The organism is Herbaspirillum sp. WGmk3 (assembly GCF_023952535.1).
In the GTDB taxonomy this organism is placed as follows: domain Bacteria; phylum Pseudomonadota; class Gammaproteobacteria; order Burkholderiales; family Burkholderiaceae_D; genus Herbaspirillum; species Herbaspirillum huttiense.
The window spans coordinates 82,031-104,000 of record NZ_JAKYWT010000006.1 but is presented as its reverse complement, the minus strand read 5'-3'; the positions used below and the strand labels follow the sequence as shown (position 1 = coordinate 104,000).

Below are 21,970 nucleotides of genomic sequence, written 5' to 3'. Positions count from 1 at the left end.
TGCGGGCAGTGTGAGGCGTGTTACAGACCGAAGAGGCTCTTGGTGTTGGTGTCGTAATTGAAGGCCACCGTGGGCAGGTAGAGGGTGTACTTGTCCGTTCCTGCGCCAGCGCCGTCCAGATCAATGACCAGCTTCGTGCCGCTGCCGTAGGTGTTTTGTTCTGCTCGGGGCGCGAACTGCTGCCAGTTGTCAGCCGTGATGGCGCGATAGACCAAGCCGGAAGGGCTATTGCCCGACAACACCTTGACCTGATCCGTCCCCAACTGGAAGTCCGTCACAGTGGCTTCCAGGTTCGCCGTCTTGCCAAAGGCGCTGAGGATCAGCACATCCCGTCCGGCACCGGTTTCGATTTCTGTGGCCGACCTTCTCGCTGTGGCACCCACCAGGATTTCATCGTTACCGGCACCGCCCTTGAGGTCCTCCAGCGCCTGCGGTGCCCAGTAGTAGCCCAGTGCCAGACCCTGCACGCCGTTGGCTTGGCCCTTGTTCTCGCTGCCCGGCGTGATGTTGGTTGCCGTGATGCTGAGATCATTGTAGAAGCCAGGCTTGAGCAGATTGGCACTGGTCCTGATGGTGAAGTCGCCCTCGCCAACCACATCGAAGCCGAGCAGCTTGCCGCCCATGCTTGCCTGCACCAGATACGTGCCGGACGTGGCGGCACCCCGTGTGCCGACCTTGCCGGTGAAGCTTGGACCCTGCTGGTAGTTGCTGGCGGTACCGGATGCGTTCGCGTCGACGAACACCGCATAGGAACTGCTGGACGTGCCGAGATCCTGAGCAGGCTTTGTGGTGGCGTAAGGCAGCTGGACCTTCAGGTCACTCAGGAACGGCAGCACGCCGGATGTCTCGACAGTCAGTGGTACCGGCAACGATTCGCTTTGATCTCCCGATTCTTCGCTGTACTTCGCAATGAATTGATGGTCTCCGCGACTCAGACTCTCCGTAACGGTGAGCCGGACTTCATTGGCGCGGAGGTCGTCGGCGGTGAGCACCTTGCTGACGAGCAGTCGGCTTCCCTCGTAGATCGCCATGAGCCCGCCCACGCTCGCCTGGGTACCGTCGAAGGCGATTGCCAGGGTTGGGGTGCTGGTGCTCTGGGTGGTCGCTACCTCGTAGAGCAACTTGATCTTGCCGATGCCGTAGAGGTCGCCCCGGCCGGAGCCAGTACCGCCCTCGAATTTGTGAAGGTCCAGATTAGGGACGTTGAACGAGCCCAGATTTTGCAGCACCAGCTTGCTTGTATCCGCCTTGAAGTTGAGCACATCCGCTTTGATGTAGCTTCCTCCCTGATGCGCAAACGCGAATGGCACGTTGTTGCCCGGCGGAATAGCGAAGCCCATGTAGCTCTTCACATCCTCGTCCAGTCGATTGGCGCCATCGTTACCGGGGATTCCGGCAATGCCTTTGCCGCCCCATACCGCCGAGAGGCCTCGAATGCTCTTGAGGAATTGTTCAGGGGTCTGGCTTGTGGGGTAGCGAATCTCGACGTCGTTATCGTTCTTGGTGAATACCGTGGTGGCGTTGTCGCCGAAGACATCCTTGAATTCCAGATAGTCGTAACTGACCTGCCTGCTGTTGGGGATGTCCAAGGTCAAGGCCGGCGCTGCCTTGGTGTCCAGCGTGACGCGGGCGCGGGCCGGGGTACTGACGTTGCCGGCCTGATCGGTCAGGGTGATGTCGATCAGGCGGGCGCTGGTGTCTCTGGAGGTGGTCTTGAACTGCAGCCCTTCCAGCACCGCCTTGACCTGCGCACCGGTGAAGCTGGCACCGGTGGTCTTGGTCAGCGTCAGCTGCGGCGTGACGCCATCGCTGGAGCGGGTGTAGCGGATGGCCACGTCTCGCACACCGGCAATGGTCTGCACCAGATTGTCCGGGGCGGCGGTATCGAAGGCGAGCGTGTAGCTGCCCAGCACCAGCTTGTCCAGCGTCACGGCCAGGGTGCCGGAGAAGGCCAGTTGGATGCTCTTTACGTCGTTGTCCGCCGGCGTGGCGATAGGCTTGGCGAATAGGCTCACGCCTTCCGATTGGCCTGCCAGGTTGATGATGCGGGTTGCGTTCAATTGGGTGCCGGCGGCGGTGGCGTCGAGGTCGAGTACAGGAGAGCCGGTATCAAAAATCAAATAGGCTAAAGAGATAGGACCCACTTCTCCAGTCACACGATTCTTGATGAGAGAAAAGTAAAATGGATATGGACTGTTTTCGAATGATATTGTGCTACGGAATTGGAGACCTTTGATGACTGCCTGTATTTCGTTGGCGGAAAACTCTCCGCCACTATTACGCACAATATCGAGACCATTGCCCGCTTCCAACATTGTGATGCGAACATTGGATATGCCACCTACCATCCCTATTAAGGGAGTGTGGCTGTCGAGGGGAATGGGTGCCAAGACACCGGCCCCGTTATTTGCGTACAAAAAATCTTTGCCGGCAGCGAAAGTGATGGAAGTGCGCATATGAATGCCCATTGCAGAAGAGGAGGCTTCGATGTCCGTCACAATGGATGTGCTTTCGGCGGAGCGTTGGTGATACCTGACTTTTGATTCATGTTGAATCCCGGCCAAGCTGGGGTCCATATCCAACAGCAGTTGATCATTGAAGATGTTGAGTAAAGTCGTAGGCGGCAAGTGTTCGTTTTGCTTTGTAAAGTCTTGCAAGATCACTTCAGCACGGAAGAAGTCCCCTCCGGTGGCGATGCTGCCCGCCGTGTTCTTGATCTTGATGGCTTCCAGAATGCGCTCGACTTCGCTGCCGGTCAGTGCCTGCGGGCTGCTAGTTTTACGCACAGTGAGCGTAGCCCCGGTGGCGTCATAGCTGAAACTGAGTCCGCTCACCGTACCGATGGTCTGGTTATTCAGCTGTGCCAGATTGTCTTTCATGAACAGGGTCGTACCGCCCACCATGAGTTGATTGGTGGCGCGATTGCTGCCCTGCTCGGTAAAGCGCACGAGGATGGTTTCAATATCGGTACTCTCCGGCGGCGCGCCGTTGCCTACCAGATTGATCCCGGTGTTGAGTTGCGACGGGGTGAATTCCAGGCTTGAAAACCTTTGGATGCCCGCGGCGCTGGCATCCAGATCGAGCGGCGCAGGAGGCGTAGTGTCGATGCGTACCTTCCGTATTGCACTGGGGGCGCTGGTGTTGCCGACCGGGTCGGTTTGCGTGGCGCTCAATTCTTGCAGATCACGCGGGCTGTTGGTGCCGATCAGGCTGATCTCGGATCGCTTGAGCGCACGCTGGTGCGTACTGCTGCCGTCGTAGCGCAATTCATATTGTACGGTAGCGAAAGCGGCATTCATCGCCATGCCGCTCACGATGTCTTCGGGGAAGGCAGTGGGCTTGGGCGAATTCAATATCTCCCGATACCATTCGTCGGAGCCGTTCAGGCGCGAGATGCGATAGTCGCCGTTGAGGGCGCTCCAGACGTACCAGGTCTCGCCGGTAGCAGTAGTCATCCGGTAGACAGGGCGGGAGGCGTCGATGTCGTTGTTGCCGTCGATGCTGAAGTTGGAATCGAATCTCGGCAACGCACGGACCTGATCCAGCGTCATCAACTGATACACCCCATTGGCCGCACTGAGCCCGCCATCCACGCGCCGCAAGCCGTTGATCTCCAGCGTGCTGTTGACCGTGAGCGACCAACTGCCATCGGTGGCCGAGGCCGTGGCCGTACCAACCTCCTTGCTGCCATTGCGCACGGTGACCTGCGCCCCTTTCTCGGCCACGCCGGAAAGCACGAAGCTCGCTGCCGTGGTCAACGCTTCGCCTGCCGGATTGGTACCAGCAGGATTGTTGAGTTGCAGTGTTGGTGCATCTGCCTTGGTATCCAGCGTAAAGATCACTTCCGCACTGGCACCACTGACATTGCCCGCCCGATCAGTCTGCTTGACGGCGACGCGATACTCCCCATCCGCCTGGCTTGCAGGCAAGGTGAAGGAATTTCCCGCAAAGCGAACCCAGGTGCCGCCCCCGAGCGTGTATTCGCCCACGCTATCGGCTTCCATGCCTGAGACGGTGAAGCCTCTGTCCTTGGAATAGTTTTTTCCGTCAAAGAACAAAGGGGCGACCTTGTTCAAGGTGGGGGCGAGCGGTGCGCGCTGGTCGAGGGTGAACTCGACCATTTCGCTCATCGTGCAGGCATTGCCTGCCTTGTCGGTCTGGCGCACCTGCACGCGCTTGACGCCATCGCTGCCGCCGCTGGCGCTGCCAGGGAGCGTGAAGCGATTGCCGCTGCCGTTTTGCCAGTCGCCGCCTTCGAGCTTGTATTGCCAGGTGCCACCGGCCTCCAGGTTCAGCACCTCCAGGGTGCCATCGCGGGTGTTCCTGTCGGTGGCTGCATCGCCGAAGAACCCGGTATTGCCGGTATCGATGACCAGCCGCAGGCCGGGCTTGGCGACGGTGGTATCCAGCGTGAATTCAAACTTGTCGCTCATGGCCACATTGCCCGCCACGTCCGTCTCTCGCATCCAGATCTGTTTGAGGCCATCGCTGCCAGCGAGGTCGATGGTGTCGCCGCTGAGGGTGATCCAGTTGCTATTGTCGAAGGAGTATTCGATCTTGGTACCCACCTCGGCATTGGTGATGCGCACGTGGCCATCGCTGGTGATCTTGTCGGTATCGGAGGTGACAACGCCGCTGCCCGCCACGCCCGCCGTATCGCGCACCAGTGCCAGCACTGGCTTGATGGGCGGGGTGGTGTCGAGGGTGAATTCCAATTGAGCGGTGATGGTCTCGTTGCCCGCCACATCGCTCTGCTTGACGCGCATCTTCTTCACGCCATCGCTGCCGCCGCTGACGTTGGCACCGGGCACGACCACGGTATTGCCGCTGCCGGTCACCCATGCGCCTTCACCGATCTGGTATTGCCAGCTGCGCCCTGCTTCCAGTCCATCGACCTTGACGGTGCCATCCTTGGTGATCGCCGCTGCCGTGCTGCCCGTCTTGTTGAGCAGGCTCAAGACCAGCGGCGGGCCGGTGCGGTCCACGGTGAAGATCAGTTCGGCGGCGACGCTTTCGTTACCGGCTTCATCGATCTGGATCACGCTGACCTGGCGTTCACCATCCGGGCCGCTGGTAGCGTCGATGATGTTGGTACTGCCCCCGGGCAGGTAAGTGCTGGCACCGATCCTGTATTTCCAGCTTGCGCCGGGTTCCAGGCCGCTCACGCGTACATTGCCATCGCGTGTCTTGCGGTCGTTGTTGAAGTCGCCCGTGTCGTTGACCAGGGTCAGCGTCGGCGCAGTGGGTGGCAGGGTGTCCACGGTCACGTGCTTGCTCCGCTCGGTGAAGTTGCCGGCCACATCGGTCATGCGCACCGTGACATCGTGGATTCCTGAGGGAACCTCGACGATATTGGTGCTGCCGCCGCTCTGGAAGCTGCCGGTATCGATGCGATAGCTCCAGCTGGCACCAGCTTCCGGTGCGGGCACGATGATCCTGCCATTGTTGGTGATGCCGTCGATGTCGCTCCTGCCGCTGTCGAATTGCAGCCTGATGTCACTACTGAAGACTGGATCGATGGTGTCCAGCGTGAAAGACAATTCGCTGCTCACGGTCTCGTTGCCGGCAGCATCGGTCTGCTTGACGCGCACCTTTCTGAGGCCATCGGTGCCGCCGGTTCTCTGGCCAGACACGGCCACGGTGTTCAGGCCCGCGCTGCCACTGACCGCTTGCCAGTCACCGCCATCAATCTGGTAAGCCCAGGCGCGTCCCGCTTCCAGGCCATTGACCTGCACCGTGCCATTGAAGGTGATGCCGTCGCCAGCGGTGCCGGTATCCTGTGCCAGTCGCAGTGTGAGCACCGGGCCGGTACGGTCCAGTATGAAGACCAGTTCAGTGCTGATGGGGCTTTCGTTGCCCGCCGCATCAATCTGCCGTACTTCAATGCGGCGCTCGCCATCGGCACCGTCAGACAGATCCACGATGTGCTCGCTGTCGGCCGGTCCGGCTAGTCCGTGATCGATCCAGGTACCGCTGCTGCCGCTGCGGTGCTGCCACTTCACGCCGGGTTCCAGTCCGGTGACCTTGGCCACGCCGGTGCGGGTGATGAAGTCATTGTCCCGTTCGCCGGTATCTTCCTTGAGCGCGACGGTCGGCTTGATCGGGGCGATGGTATCAACCGTTACCATCAGGTTCTGGTCGGTGCTGTTGCCCGCGCCATCTCTCTGGCGCACGATGACCGTATGTGCGCCTTCATCAACCACAAAGCTGGTGCCGCTGCCGGTCTGGAAGTTGCCGCCGTCGATCTGGTAGCTCCAGCTGACGCCCGCCTCGGGCGCAGGCACGATGATCTTGCCGTTGTTGGTGATGCGGTCGCCTGGTACGCCGCTATCCACCTCCAGGCGGATCGGGCTGCTGAAGGCCGGGACCACCGTATCGATGAAGAACTCCCCATTGACCAGAATCGAGTGCAGTCCGTTGACGGTATTGTGCGATTGCAGGGTGATGGTCTTCTTGACGTTGTTGGCACTGGCCGCGCCAAGTTTGGTCCAGTCCGCCTCGGTCAGGGTATAGCTCCAGTTCCACAGCTGGGTACCGTTGTGCGGATCGACTGTGACGATGCCTGCCCGCATGACGGTGCCGTCGGCATGGCGCAAGGTGACCGTGTCGTCCTTCCCTGCGGTCCCGGTGAGGGTCACGCCACTGGTGCGTTCGGCCAGGTTGATGACGTTGTCCTCGGTGACCAGGTTCAGGCTGGGCACGTTGGTGACCGTGAAGACGGCATCGGCCAGTTTGCTCCACGTGTTGGCCTGCACACCGTCGTCGCTCAAGGCGGCGATCTTGTCGAGGACGGCGGCCAGGTTGCCATCCTTCACGCCCGGGATGCTGAGTTTGTTGAAGTCCTCCTTGCTCGGGAGCTTGCTGCGATCATTGACGACCAGTCGGGCAATTTTTTCTGCCAGATTGGCATAGGCCTGGATCTTGGCCGGGGTATCGACATCAGTCACTGAGCGGCTGTCGATGATGGAACTGAGCAACTGCACGGCATTGGCCGAGCGAGTCGAATCCATGGCTTCCAATTCAGTGAGGTTCACGCCGATGTTCTTGAAATCCTGCAGCGTGGCCAGATTGCTCTCGGCGGTATCGGCGGCCGCTCCGTTGGCCTGCGCCAACAACTTGTTGTAGCTGTTGACGATGTCCTGCAGCTTGCCCGGCGCATTGAGGCTGGCCGCATTGATGGCCGGCAGCGCCAGTACTGCCTGCAGCGATGCCAGATTGGCGGGCTTGCCGGTGGTAGCCACTTCGCGGACATCGCTGATGCCCAGCTTGTCGTAGTCGGCACCCGTCGGGGCGGCTGCTCCGTCCACGCCATCGGCATAGCGGAGGATCGTGGCATAGGCCAGGGGGGCCTGTGTCATCAGGGACTTGACGGACTGGAACGTCAGCACGTCCGCAGCTTGTCTGGCTTGCAGGGCGTAGTAAATCGCGATCTCGTCCAAAGGCGTCAAGGCAGGATCCGCACCCCTGAAGTAGCTGAAATCGTCGGCATCGAAGCGATGCGCATTGACGAGGGTATCGGCCGGGGTCTGGTTGGCAATGGCGAGGACCTTGACCACACGTGCGGCCAGCGTACTCAGTTTGTCGAGCCGGGCCACCTTGGTGGCATCGGGCATGGTGTCCACCATGTCATTGAACAATTGAAGATGCCCGGCCTCCGTGAGCTGGTGGGCGGTGGTGTCCAGGCCCAGCAAGTCCAGCTCGGCGGCGCTCAGTTTGTGGCCCTCGGTAGTGTTGCTGAGGCCATCGGCCATCGGCAGCACCTTGCCGTGGTAGATCGCCAGGATGGCGTCGAGCTGTTGCGGCGTGTTGGCCTGGGCGCGCGTTACCAGTGGGGAGGCCAGAGTGGAATTGAGCGCTTCCAGCATGCGTTGCGGGTAGTCCGCTTGGCCGGCAAGGGTGGGCATGATCACGCCCATGTGGAGGTAATCCTGTATGCCGGGCAGATCATCGGCGGCATGGGTGTCGGCGTAGCGGCGTACCTTGGCCTGTGCCTGCACGGCCTGGCTGACCATCTCCTGCAACCCGCCCAGGCGGGTGATGCCTGCGGCTTCAGGCTCGCCGATGCGTTGCAGCCGCGCCAGCACGGCGGGCAGGTCATCGGCTTCCAGGCCGCTGATCCCCAGCCCGGTGAAGTCCTCCCGCGTGGGGGCCGCCGGTGCCGGGGTGGCACCAAGGCTGTTGGCATAGCCGAGGACCTTGGCGACCTTGGCGGCCAGAGCGCTGATCTCGGCCGGGGTGTCGACCTTGTCAGCGGCAAGCGGATCGATGACGGAGTTGAGCAGCTTGAGATAGGCCGGTTGCGTGGCCACGCTGCCCAGCGTGCTGCCGATGCGGGTGTAGTCCTCTGCCAGGGGAGCGGCCGCGCCAGTGGCAAGGTTGGCCATGCCGTCAGCCAGCGTCAGGACCTTGTTGTAGCTGTTGACGATGTCCTGGATCTGGCTGTGGGTGGTGGCGTCGCTGCCCTTGACGTCCGCGCTGGCCAGGCCAGAGAGCAGGGCGAAGAGGCCGGCAGGCATGTGATCGTCGCGATCCGCTGTGGGCAGGACGAACTTGTCCACGTCGATGACGCCGATATCCTTGAAGTCCTGCAGGGTCGGCAAGCCGCTGGTGCCTTCCGCTGCGACTGTGCCGTCGCTGGCGTTCTGGGCGTAGTCGCGGATTTTTTTAAGCGCCGTGTGCGCTGCCACGGCCAGTGCGCGCAACTCGGACAGCGTGTCCATGTCGGCCGGCTGGTGCAGCTTCAGTGCGGCTACGAAGGCGGGCAGGGAGTTGACGTCGACCACCGCGCTGGCGCCGGAAACGGGGATGTCCAGCTTGGCCCAGTCGGCATTGCTGAGGCTCACCGGAGGCAGCGCAGGCGCGTCCGTATCGTGCGCCGCCAGTTGCATCACGCGATTGACGATGCTGGCCAGGTTCAGGTTGTCCAGCTTGGTGACGTCGGAGACGGCCCCAAAGTTGGGCTGGCGGTCCAAGGCTTCATTGAGCAGCTTGATGTGGGATGGCTTGTCCTCGATGGCCATGCCCAGCGCGGTGAGCTCGGCGTGCGTCAGCGGTGCGCCGGGTTTGGGCAGGCCGCTGGCGTCGGTGGCGTTTGCTGTCGGACGCAGCGCGTCTTCCGTCACGCCGGGACTGCTGGTGAGCAGGCGCAGCTTGGCCGCCGCCGTGGCGATGGTCTGCAGCCGGCTCAGGTCGAGTGTCTCCAGCGTGGCGGCGGGCGTTTTGGCGAGTGCGCCGTTGAAGAGGGCAAGCGTGCCGGGGATCGGACCATCCAAGGGCAGCAGCTGGCGTACGCCCAGCTTTTGCAGTTCAGCCAGCGTAGGCGCGGCCGGGGCTGCATCGGTTTCGGCAATAGCTGCAGTGGCGGCGTACTGCACCACCTTGCCCGAGAGGGCCAGCAATTCGCGGATCAGCGCCGGTGTCTTGACAGTACTGCCGTCGGCAGGCTGGGCGTCCAGCGCGGTAGTGAGCAGGCCCAGCGTGGCGCTGGCCTGGTGCTTCTGCTGCGGGGTGAGGCCAGCCTTGTCGGGATCGGGCAGTTCGTGCTCCGTGAGGCCGATGCGCACCAGCTCCGCGCGGGTGACCGGGCCTCCGGTGACGTTGCCGGCCACGCCATCGGCGGCCTGCAGGATGTGGAGGTAGGCGTCGGCAATCTCCTGCAGCTTGGCCTTGCTGTCGACCTTGGTACCGTTGCCCTGCGCCTTGACGGCGGCATTCATGGAAACCAGATTGGCGGCCGTCACATGCAGGACCCCCGCATTGGCGTAGTTGGCGGCAGTGGGTTCCAGCACCACGTCGAGCGCACCCAGCCGGGCGTCGTCGTTGGGCTTGTTGTCGGCGTAGTAGCGGATCAGCTTCAGGTCGAGCAACAGGCCGTCGATGAGGTTCTGCAGGCGCGTGCTGGTGTTGACGCTGCCGGCCGGGTTGCCGGCGATGAACGTGCGCACATCGGGCATGGCATCGTCGGTGAGGCCGTTGACGCCGAGATTTTCCAGATCGGACAGTTGCAGGGCGGCGGCGGCTGCACCGAGGGGACTGCCGCTCGGGCTATTGGTGGCGGCGGCAATGACGCGAATGGCCGAGGCCTTGATGACGTCGATGTCGGCCGGCTTGCCGACCTTGGCGCGGGGGACGGCATCCAGCGCGGTGGCCAGCAGGTTGACCACGTCCGGGGAGGTGCCAGGGGCCACGGTGACCCCGATGAGGTTCAGCTCTGCGGCAGTGGGCACCAGTTCGCTACCGACCGGGTCGACGCTGGCGCGCACGCCATCGGCGGCTTTCAGGATCTTGCGGTAGGCATCGGCGATGGCCTGGACTTCGGGCTGGGTGTCAGCCTGGGCAGCGCCGACCTGGTCGGTGGCCAGTGCCGCATTGATGGCGGCCAGGTTGGTCGCATCGACATGGGCCACCCCCATGTCCTTGTAGTCCTCCACCGTGGGCCGCAGGGCTTCATCGGAGGCGTTGCTTTGGGCATAGGCCGTGACCTTGGCCAGCGCGATGACGGCCTTGTCGATCAGCGTCTGCAGCAGCGGGATGGACTTGATGGCCTGCCCGTCTGCGCCGCTGGTGCCGACGGCGGCGAGGATGGCCCCTTGTTGGGCAGCGCTCTTGCCGCTGATGTCCAGACCCAGCGTCTGGAAGTCGGTGGCGCTCAGTGCCGCGGCGGTCTCGGGTGTGGCCGCCCGGTCCATGAACTTGTTGACCAGGTCGAGCTGGGTTTGCAGCTTGGCGAGGCTGTTGACCTCGCTCCAGGTCTTGCGGTCCAGTACGCTGCCCATCAGGGCGGCACCCGAGCCGTCGCTGTCCGTGGCGCTGCTGCTGTGGCCCATCTGCAGGGCCAGCGCAGCATAGTCGTCAGCAGCGGGGAGCGTGCCATCGGCCGTGTTGGCGAGGCCATCGGCCAGCATCACGATACGGGTGGCGGTCGTGGCGGCGCTCTGCAATTTTGCCTGGTTCTTCACATCGGGCAGGGGCAACTGGCGTACGGCATCATTGAGCAGCGTCTTGGCCTGCTCGTTGAGGCTGGTGACGCCAATAGCTTCATATTGGCCCAGAGCCGGCATGGTTGTGCCCCCGCTCTGCCAGTCCAGGATGCGGTCGTATGAATCAATGATCGTCTTGATCAAGGCGGGATCATTGGCTCTGGCGGCATCGATGGCGCTGCTGGCCAGGGCGGAGTTGACGGCCTGCAGATTGTTGCCGTTCACCAGGGGCGTGCGGGCCGCATCGTTGCTGACCAGGCCGATGGCCGCATAGTCAGCGGCCGCAGGCGCGATGGCCGAGGCCGTATTGGCGGCGTAGGCAAGAAGGCGCGCGTGGGCCGCCAGCGCAGTGGCGGCCAGTGGCGCGATCTCGGCCATGCTGTCGACCTCGCTACTGCCGGTGGTGGCAGCGATGGCCCCCAATATGGCGGCGGCTGCGCCAGGCGTGCTGGACGGTTCGGCGGGCATCAGGCCCAGGGCCACCAGATCCGGTGCTCCGAGCCCCTCGGGCAGGCCGGTGCCGGAGAAGGCTTGCGGGGTGCCAGCCAGCGTAGTGAGGGCCTGGCTGGTCTTGAGCAGGGAGAGCAACTGGGCCGGGGTATGCATGGTGGCGGTCGTGCTCATCTTGTCCAGCGCCGAATGCAGCAGGTCGATGGCGGCATCCGTGGTGGCGGCAGGAGCAGGCGCACCCACGGCGGCGAGCTGGTTCCTGAAGTCGCTGCGTCGGTCGGCGGCCAGAGGCTGGTCCGCTACCCCGTTGGCCAGGGTCAGCAAGTCGTTCCAGTTGCGCAGCAGGGTGGCGAGCTTGTCGATGGTGTTGATGGCGGTACCGTCGATGTGGGCGGTCGCCAGGCTGGCGGCGGCACCGACTGCCTTGTCGGCCCTGACCGCCTCGGGGACGGCCAGGCCCATGGCCTGGAAGTCGTTCTCATCCGGACGTGCGCTATCGTCGGGGAAGCCGGCGGGCAGCGCCGTCAGGACCGCGTAGTCCTGGATCTTCTTGTAGGCGGTCATGGCCTTGCCGACCACCTCCTGCAGCTCAGTGAAACTGTCCACGGCGCTGCCGGTATCGTCACCGGCGCGGATGGCGTAGAGCGCTGCCTTGACGGCCTCGGCATTGGCCGCATCCGTGATGCTGCCTTGAGGTGCGCTGATGCCCAGCTCGTTCAGGTCGGCGGCGGCAAGCTTGTCTGCTTCGCCAGTGCCGGCCTTGGCCTGCTCGATGACCTTGTTCACCAGCAGTCCGATGCGCTCGATTTTTGCGGGTGTGTTCACGTCGGCTGCGGTCTTGTTGGCGATGACCGAATCCAGCAGTGCGCGCACGGCGGCGCTGGCGTGCGCCGCACCGTCGGTGACGCCCGCGATGTCGGCACCGATGCGCTCGAAATCCGCAGCGGTGAGGGCCGCGCCGGTATCGGCTTGCGGACCATTGGCGCGCGCCAGAATGTGCAGGTAGGCCTCGACCACTTGGGTGAGCGCTTCGGGCGTACCGGCCTGCTCGGCACCGACCTTGGCCGTGCGCAGTGCGGCGTTGATGGCCTCGACATGTTCAGCGCCCACCAGCGCCGGACGCGGGCCATCCGCAGCGGCGGGCGGGGAGGGGAACCTGACCAGCCCGACGTTCTTGTAATCCGCTTGGGTGGGAGGCGTGCCGGCGTTCGTAGCGGCGTAGTTGCGCAGCGTTTCCTGCGAAGCGTCGGCTTTTCCCACCAGCGCATTGAGCTCGGTGAGACTGTCCACCTCCGAGCCATTCGCCGCGCTGCCAGCAATGGCAGCGCGGATGGCCGGCCAGTTGACCAGCTTGCCCGTGCTGTCGACGGTAAGGCCGTCCAGGTTGACGCCCAGTTGCCTCAGCGTGTCCTGCGAGAGCGGCGGTGTGGCTGCGGTGCCCGCCACCGTGTTCATCAGGGACTGGATCAGGTCCAGCAGGCTGGCCAGCTTGTCGGGCAAGGCAATCGGATTGCCGCTGCTGTCGTGGGTGAGCTGCGCAATGGTGCTGGCGTCAACCGTCTCGCCCAGGAAGCCCACCCCGGTCGCCTTGACGGCGGTCAGTTTGGCGGCGTCCAGGCCCAGGGCCAGGAAATCCTCCTTGTTCGGTATGGCGACGGCATCGCCGGCGGTGCCATTGGCCGCATCAACCACGTGCACGGCGGCCACGATGATCTTTTGCAGCAGCGCTGGCGTATTGGCCTTGTCATCGGTCACGGCTTGCGAGCGCAGGGCATCGTTGATGGCGGTCAGGTAGGGGTCCGGACTCTGCGTGCTGGCAGGCCAGCTCAGCCCCAGTGCCGTGAAGTCGCCGATCACAGGGGCCGTACCGCTGTTGTCCCTGGCGTATTTCGTGATTTTCTCCTGCGCAGCCACGGCGGCATCGGCCATGGATTGCAGGGTAGCGATGCGGGTGGCGCCGCTGCCATCGTCATTGGTAGTCTGCAGCTTGGCCAGCAGCAGGGGCACGCTGGCCTCGTTCATGCGCTGCAAACCCAGGCTGGCGAGGGCATCGGCCTCCAGCGCAATCGCCACCTCCGGATACTGGTCGGGGTACTTTTCCGCCGTTTTTTTCACGGCCGCGACCTGCATGAGCTTGTCCACCGTCAGCGCCAGCTTGTTGAGCTTGCCGATATCGTCGATCTTGTTTTCGCTGGCCTGCGCGGCAATGGCGCTGTTGAACAGTTGCAGGGCATGTTGCCCGCCCTGCACAGGCAACTGCACGCCGATGTTGAGATAGTCCTCACGCAAGGGGGTGGCAGCGCTCTCGCCTGTGCCCACGTGGTCGAGGATGGTCTTGTAGCTGGCGGCGATCTGCTTCAGTTTCGCGAGGGTATTGATGCCTTCGACATTGTGGCTGTCAGCGTCGCCGGTCCTGGGCTCACCGGTGGCGGTATCGACCCGGTTGCCCTTGTACTTGACCGCATTCAGGAAGGCCGTGCGGCGGACCGGGGTATCGATGCCGGTCAGGCCCAGATTGCGCAGGCTCTCCAGGCTCAGCGCGGTGCCGCCCGCATTGACGACCGCATCCGTATCCTGTTCACGTCCGGTGCGAATGAGATCGGCGACGGTCTTGGCCAGGGCTTCCAGCTTGGCGGGCGTGTCGACGTCCTGCTTGTTGCGGCTGCCCACCACGTTGTTGAAGAGGGCGAGCTTGGCCTGGTCCACATCTTCGAAAATCCGTGAGCCGTCGGGCTTGATGACGAGCCTGCCCATGCCGATGGCGGCGTTGCCCACCGGCACGCCGATGGCCAGATAGCCCATGGCGGTGAGGGACGCCCCCGAGCTGTTGAGGTCCTCGCCATCGGCCGCTGCGAGGATGGCGTTATAGGCATTGACCACGGTCTTGATGCTGCGGCGGGAGCTGACGTCGTCGCGGCTGAGCCTGTCGATGGCACTGTTGATGGCGGCCAGGTTCTCGCTCGTGACCAGCGCCGCACCGCCCGCCGCGGTGATGCCGGCCTGCGTGTAGTTGGCCACTGTCGGGGCGGGATTGGTGCTGTTCTCGGCATAGGCGGCAATCACTTCGAGCGACGCGTTGACCTCGCGGACGATCTCCCGCAGCTTGCTGATGCTTTCGATGGTCTCCACGCCCTTTCCACGGATCGCTGCCTGCACTTCGGCGAGATTGCCGTCCTCGGCGTTTGTATCGATACCACTGATGCCCAGCGCATGCGCATGCGTCTGCCACTGCTCGGCAGTGACGCTGCTCGCGCTGCCGGCAGCCTGGGCGGCCAGCGTCATGAAGGCATCCACGGCCTGACCCAAGGTGGTCAGCTCGCCGACCGTATCGACTTCGGCGCGCGTCCTGTACTTGAGCGCGTCATTCAGCAGCCGCAGGCGGGCCGCCTGGTCTTCGGGAGAGACCGGTGCTTCGGTAACGCCCGGTACTTTCACGCCAATGGTGCGGAAATGAACGATGCCGGGGTCTTCCGTTGGCGTCGTATCAGCCTGCTCGTTCACGGGAGGGGCACCGGCAGCCCGCGGATTTTCATTGGCCTCCTGCAGGATGCGTTCATAGGCCTCGACCAGTGCGCGCAGCTTCCTGGGGCTGTTGATCTCGGTGAAGCGCACTGCATCGATGGCGCTGACTGCCGCTTGCGCCACGACCGGGTCGGTCACGGTAATCCCGACGGCTTCCAGTTCCGCAAGGGCATCGGTGAATTGCTCAGCGACGGTCGCATTGCCGGCCGTGCCGTCGGCCAGCCGGCTGATCTTCAACAGGATATTCACGCTGTTCTGCAGGTTGGCCACATCCAGCGCCTTCTCGCGTGCCATGCCATCCACCACCGCCTGCACATTGGGCAGCAGCCCGTCAGGGGCAGCGGCCAGACCGGCAATGCCCAGCTTGCCCAGTCCCTCCGCCGTGAGCTGGCTGGCTTCCGGACTCAGGCTGCCATCGGCGGGCGCTTCCCCGTTAGCGGCCACCAGGACCTTCTGGTAGCTCTCGATGATTTCCTTGAGTCTGGCCGGCGGATTGACCTGCGCCTTGGTCACGGCGGTGGTTTGCAATGCGCTGTTGAGGGCGGCCACGGCCTTGGCCGCACTGCCGGCCTGCGGAAGGTGTTTGGTCAGGTCAAGACCGATGTCCTTGTAAGTGTCGCTGTTCGGCTCGGTGGCCTCCTGCTTGTTGTCGGCGTAGTTCTCCAGCACCCGCTGGGCTGCATGGGCCTTGTTGGCCAGGAGCTGCAGGCGCAAGGTGCCGCCGATCTGGCCGATCACTTCCGAACCGTCATCCTTGCTGGCCGCCAGTGCCGAGAGGACGGCGGCGAAGGTGTCGGCCTGCAATTCGGTGATGCCGACCGTTGTCAATTCCTGCTGGTTGACCTTGCTGTCGCCGGGCACGCCCCGGACCTGGGCAATGATCTTGTCGGCGATCTCGGCGCGCTCCTGCAGCAGCGCCACGGTATTGACCTTGTCCTTGCTGGTGGCATCGACCAGGGTATTGAGCATTCCCAGCAGCGGGTAGGCACTGTCCTTCAGTTTGGTGACCAGTTCCGTCTTGATGCCCACGCGTTCGTAGTCGACGGCCGTAGGCGCGGTTGGCGCGCTCGCCGGTGTGGTGGCATTGTCTGCAATGCCATCGGCCGCTGCCAGGATTCTTGCGTAGGAGGTGACGATGCCCTGTACCAGCTTCGGGCTGGCGGTCTGTGCCGATTCGACCAGCGGGCTGGCCAGCGCGGAGTTGATTGCATTGAGGTTGAGGTCGCTGACCTTGTCCACGCCCATGTCGAGATAATCATCAGCGGTCGGTTTGGGCTTGCTGGCATCATCGGCGTAAAGACTGATCTTGCGCTGTGCATCGGCGGCCTTGTCGGCAAGCTGTTGCAGCTTGTCCAGCGTGTTGATCTTCGCGCCATCGGCAGGGCTCAAGCGCAGGGCGGCAATGACCGCTGGCAGCACCGCGTCGTCGGGAGAGGTCACGCCGAGTTTGGTGAGCTGGGCCTTGATGGCCGTCAGTTGGGCGGTGGTCAGCGCAACCGCGTCTTCGGGTTCGGGCGCGCCCTTGGCGAGGGCGTGCAGCTCCGCTGCGGCTTGTGCCAGCACCGTGACCTTGGCCACGGTGCCCACGTCTTCGGCACTCTTCTTGTGCAGGACGGAGTTGAGCAATTGCGCGGCATTGGCGGTGAGGGAGATCTCCACGCCGATGGCGGTGTAGTCCGCCGCGCCCGGATCGGTGTTGGCATTGGCGACATCGCCGGCTTCGCCGATGATGCGCAGGTAGGCATCGGCAATCGCTTGCAGGGCGGCAGGCGAGGCCACTGCGGCTCCGTTGATCTTGTCGGTGGCCAGGCTGCTGTTGAGGGCAGTGGCCTTGGTGGTGTTATCGATGCCGGCAATGCCGAGGTCGCGATAATCGTCGACGACAGGTGCGGTTTTGTTGGCGTCATCGGCATAGGCCCGGATCTTCGCGGCGGCGGCCAGTGCCTTGTCGATCACATCGCGCAGCCCCTGTACGCTGTTGACCCTGGTGCCATCATCCTTGGTACCGGTGATGCCGGAACGGATGATCGCCATCTGTGCATCGTCGTAGAGATCAGCAGCGGACAGCAGCTGCTTCAGTTCCGCAGCGCTGAGCGCGGTGTCGCGCTGCTTGGCCAGATGGACCGTGCGCGCGGCGATGTCGGCCAGTGCCTCCAGGGCGGGGACGGCGGCCACTTTGCTGCGAGCACTCCCGTCAATGACTTCCGACAGCAGGCGCACGGCACTGGCCTGGCCGGCAGTATCGACCGCGCCAGCGCTGCTGAATACGTTGGTGAGGGCCTTGACGCCCACCCGGACATAGTCCTCCAGCGCGGGCAGGGAGGATGCATCGCCCGGGTTGCCATTGGCCGCGGTGAGGATGCGCTCATACGAAGCGACAATCTCACCGACCTTCTGCCACGAGTTCATGTTGGCTGCACCCACGGCCCGCAGCGCGCTGTTGATCGATGGCAGGTTCGAGGCGGTCACGGCCGAGGTCAGGCCCAGGGAGGATGGCGGGCGGTAATTCTCCTCGACTGGTTCCGTTTGCAGCGGAGACGCAGGATTGATCGGCGAGCGGCCCTCTGCATAGTTGATCAGCACCTGCAGTTGGCCGATGTTGTGGGCGACGATCGACTTGACCTCCCGCAAGGTGTCGACCGGGCCGATCACCCTGTCGGGGCGGTTGGCTCCGCGCAGGATGGTGGGAACGTCATAGAGGCTGTTGCGCACGGCGGCCACATTGTCATCCGTTACGCCATTGATGCCCAGGTTGCGGAAGTCCTCCACGGTCGGTGCATGGGCGGTCGTGGCATTGGCCGCCTGCTCCGCGATGCGCTGGGCCGATGCGGCGATCAGGTTCAGCTTGTCGATGGTATCGACATCCTGTGTTTTCTTGTCATCCAGCACATTGCCCAGGATGGTGGCCGCTGCCGGCGTCAAGGCCGGTTTCACCCCGAGGATTGCGTAGACGGTGGCCGCAGGCAGGTCCGTGTCTGCCGTGTCGGTCCGCTCATTGGCCAGCGCCAGCACCTTCAGGTAGGCGTCGGTGACCGCCTGGATCTTGCCAATGGAATTGGTCTTGTCCTTCGGTAGCTTCTCGATGGCATTCACCACCGCCGCCATGGCCACCGCATTATTGTCCAGGCCCAGCACGCCCATGGCGAAGAAATCCTCGTGATCCGGTGCCGGTTTGGCCGGATCATCCCCGTAGAGGGAAGCCTTGGTCACGGCAGCGTCGGCCTTCTCGATGGCCCTCGTGACGAAGCTCTTCAGTCCGCTTTGGTGATTGAGCTCCTCCACATTGGTCTCGCGGCTGAGCTGGTTGACGATGGCCGGGAAATAGGCTTTATCGGTGTTCTGGTTCAAGACTTCATCAAGGCGATACGTGCCATCCTCACGTGCTGTAGTCAATGCCGTGCGCACGCTCACGACGGCCTCCTCATGGGCCTTGCGGGCGGCCTGCTCGACCCGCTGTGCGGCTGCCAGCACGGTCTGCTTGGCGGTACGCTCGGTGGCCGTCGCCGTGTCGAAGGCGGTCTGTGCTTGTGCCGTGGCCTTACGCGCTTCCTGCAGGACGCTATTGCGCTGCACCAGCAGGTTGACCAGTTCGATGGTGCCGGTACTGTCGGTGACGAAGGTCTGGCTGATCTCCTGATAGTTGCCGGCGGCGTCGATGTGGCGCAGCTTCAGTACTACCTTGCCGTTGCCGGTCTTGGTGTTGCCGCTCATGACCAGGTGTTCGTCGGCCCTGAGGGTGATCCAGCTGCCGGGCGCGATGGTGCGGCCGACGCCGGCGGTATTGATCGCCGCCAAGGTGTCATTGGCGGTACCAGGCACGGCCTGCAGCTGCAGGTGCAGTTCCGCGCCGCCTTCGCGCGGGGCCATCAGTTCCAGCCTGGTATCGCGCTGGCGCGTGATGCCATCGTCGCTGGCGATGCCATCGTCCGCACCCGTGGGCAGGCGCAGGCGGAGGGGCGTGGGGGCGAGACTGTCCAGGGTGAAGTGCAGCGGTGTCTCCAGCGTGTTGGCATTGCCGTAGCCACCGGTGAACTCGCGCCCCTTTTGCACGATGCGCGCCTTGACCCAGATCTGGCCGTTGGCTTCGGTCACCTTGCCAGTCTCGTAGATGAAGCGGCCTGCGGCGGGGCTGCCGTTTTCGGTCAGTCCGTTCACTTCGTGCCAGTTGTCCCATACCGGGTTGCCGTTGCGGTCGGTGCTGCTGGCCACGGCCAGTTGCAACACTTCACTTTCGCCGTTGAGCGCCTTGGTCAGGGCAATGCGCAGTCTGCCATCGCGAGTGATGCGGTCGCTGTCGCCCTGCGTGGCGGGGAACCTGCCGCTGTCGCCGCCGGTGCTGCTGTCGTTGTAGAAGGTGTCGCTGACCAGGCTCAGCGGATTTTGCGCGGCAAAGCGGGTCATGCTCTCGGGCGTATTCAGGTCCACCCGCACATCGGTATTGCTGCTGCTCCACAGCGCATGGTTGGTGCGGCTGTTGCTGCCGTCGGTCACGGTGACCTGGGCGCTGATGGCGCGGCCGCGGTCGACGCCGTGCAGGACCTCCATGTTCTCCTCACTGGCTTTGAGGATGGCGTTGCCGTTGGCATCGGCGTGGGCCACGGGCAGGTTGACGCTGACCTCATGTCCGAGAGTGTCGATGCCCTTGATGGTGACCGAGACCTTGGCATTGGGCGTGGTCTTGACGCGCAGGTCGCCGTCCAGCAGGTCACCCTGGTCCAGCACCAGCGTGCTGTTGAGCGGAGCCGTCTGCCACTGCTTGGGATTGCTGACCACGGCATTGCGGATGGTGATGATCGGGTTGGGGATGGCCACGTGGTTGTTGATCAGGTAGTCGGCCACCGTGCTGCCGTTGGGCAGGTTCTGCAAAGCCTCCAGCGTGCGCTGGGCGCCTTCTACTGCATCATCCGTGCTGTCGGGATTCTCGATGATCTGCGTCAGCGCCTCGCTGAACAGCGCTCCTTGCAGGGCGCTGGCCTTGGCCAGCGTCTGGCCGCGTGCAGTGGTCGCCCATTTCAGGCCGCTGCCGGCCTCGTCGACGAAGTCCAGGCTGTCAGCCAGGCGCACCAGTGCGCTGGCCTGGTTGGGGTAAGTCTTCTTGTCCAGCCGGACCAGGTTGGCGATGGCCTTCAGCGCTGCGCCATAGTTCTGCGTCTCCACGCTCAACGCACTGTTGAAGCTGGGATTGGGGATGCCGCGTCCGTTCGCATGGGTGGCGGAAGTGGTGACCACGTCCGTCCCGAGAATATCGACCTTGAAGAAGCCGCTGACCGCATTGTTGGCGGCGATGATGCGTTCGGCCGTGACGTCAGGCTGCTCGGCCGCGCGTGTGACGCCCTGGTCCAGACCGGCCTTGAGCACGGCCAGTTCGGTCAGTGCGGTGACGTTGACGTTCTGGTTGACGCCGCTGGCCATGACCAGTGCACGCAGCGGCGTGGGGCCCAGGTCGGTCAGCTGCAGGCTGCCTTCGTCAATGTAGTTGTCGGCTCCGCCGGGGGTGTTGTCGCGCACCACCAGCATCATCGGGCCCTTGTAGAGCGGGTGCTTGAGCGTCAGCGTGTACTTGCCGTCGACCACGGCCACGGTATCGCTGATGGCATTGCCGGCTGCGTCATAGGCCGTGACGTTCGCGTTCTTGATGGGACCCAGCGCGGCGTTGCCCCGGATGACTGCGGCGGACGGGTCGACCGTGCCTGCACCTGCACTGCCGGCGGCTGCAGCGCCTGCGCCACTGCCTGCGCCGCCGCTGCCACCGTTAGCAGCGCTACCGCCATTGCCGCCCCCGCTGCCGCCGCCACCACCACCGCCCCCGGCCGCTGCCAGCAGCGCCAGCGCGCCGGCCGCGATGGGCCATTGCACGCCCCAGTTCCTTTCATGCTGCGAGTTGATTTCGGCATCGGCGATCTGGCTTTGGTTGTCAGGAGATCTGGTGGGCGAAAAGTTGGGTCGCTCGGTGTTGCCGCTGCTGCCGCTGGTCTCTGCAGCGGCGCTGGGATCGCGCTCGCCGTCTTCGACCACCACCGGCTTGTCGCTGTCTTCCTCGTCGTTCTTGCGGGCCTTCTTGTTCCTGGCGTTGTTCTGGTTGTAGCGCGTGATTTCCTTGGAACTCACGGTCAGGTTGGCTTCCGGCGAGACATCGATCTTGTCGATCTGCTGGAACACGCTGGCCAGCGGCAGCTGGCCATCGGCGAACTGCAACGAAGACTCCGGGGCGCTCATGGCGCTGACCGCGCCGCTGCTGATGATGATGCGATCTCCGTTGACCAGCACCAGCATCAGGTCCACGTCCAGCGCGCGGACGTCCTTGATGCTCTTGATGGAGATGTTCTTGAGGTAGGCGTCGGCGTCGGACAGCTTGAGAACGGTAACGGTCATGGTGGTACTCCCTAGAAAGTGACAAATCGAAATCGGGTCACGCACGCTTTCATCGCTCACGCCAAGCCGCTGGCAGGACAGGGCAGGTGCCTGCCGGCAAGACACCTTTCGGTGCGCGGTACGGGTGAACGTGAGCGGTTGAAAAATCGTGCTCAGTGACAAACGCCTGCCATAGTGATGGCGTCGTTTTGTCCTGATAAGGGGATCAAGGGAATAAAACCGAAATACAAAAATTTAACGAAATACGGCTCTTCAGATTTCGAAGAATGTCTCGAAAATTTTCTTGAGTTTGATCGAATAAATTCAGAAAGCCAGCAGGCAGGTAATTGGAATTGCCCGGAAAGCCGCGTCGGAGGCGCTCTCGCGAAATCGAGTGGTGATTTTTTGGGAGTGAGTAAAGTGCTGCAAAGAAAACTGATCGGAGTTCGAACAATTTTATTGTGCCGGAGTGAAAATAAGTTTTGATACCGGGTAGGCCGGTTCAGATCGCCGTTTCAGGAAATGAACGTTTCTTGAAAAATGGCAGCCATCGTGCGGGAAGTGATACGCGCTCCCTGATAAAAAATGGCTCCCGAATCATCGGGAGCCATGGTGCGGACCGGGACTGGCCGGTCCGGTTCCGTGCCGGATAAACGCGTGACGGGCAA

Annotated in this window: 1 protein-coding gene; it reads right to left on the bottom strand. The window is 63.3% G+C overall.

The genetic code is table 11. The features are described 5' to 3' along the window. Positions 1-20 precede the first annotated feature (20 nt). A complete protein-coding gene (locus tag MKD49_RS21685) occupies positions 21-21,323 on the bottom strand; it encodes a hypothetical protein (protein WP_252697334.1) in 21,303 nt (7,100 codons plus the stop codon). Positions 21,324-21,970 lie beyond the last annotated feature (647 nt).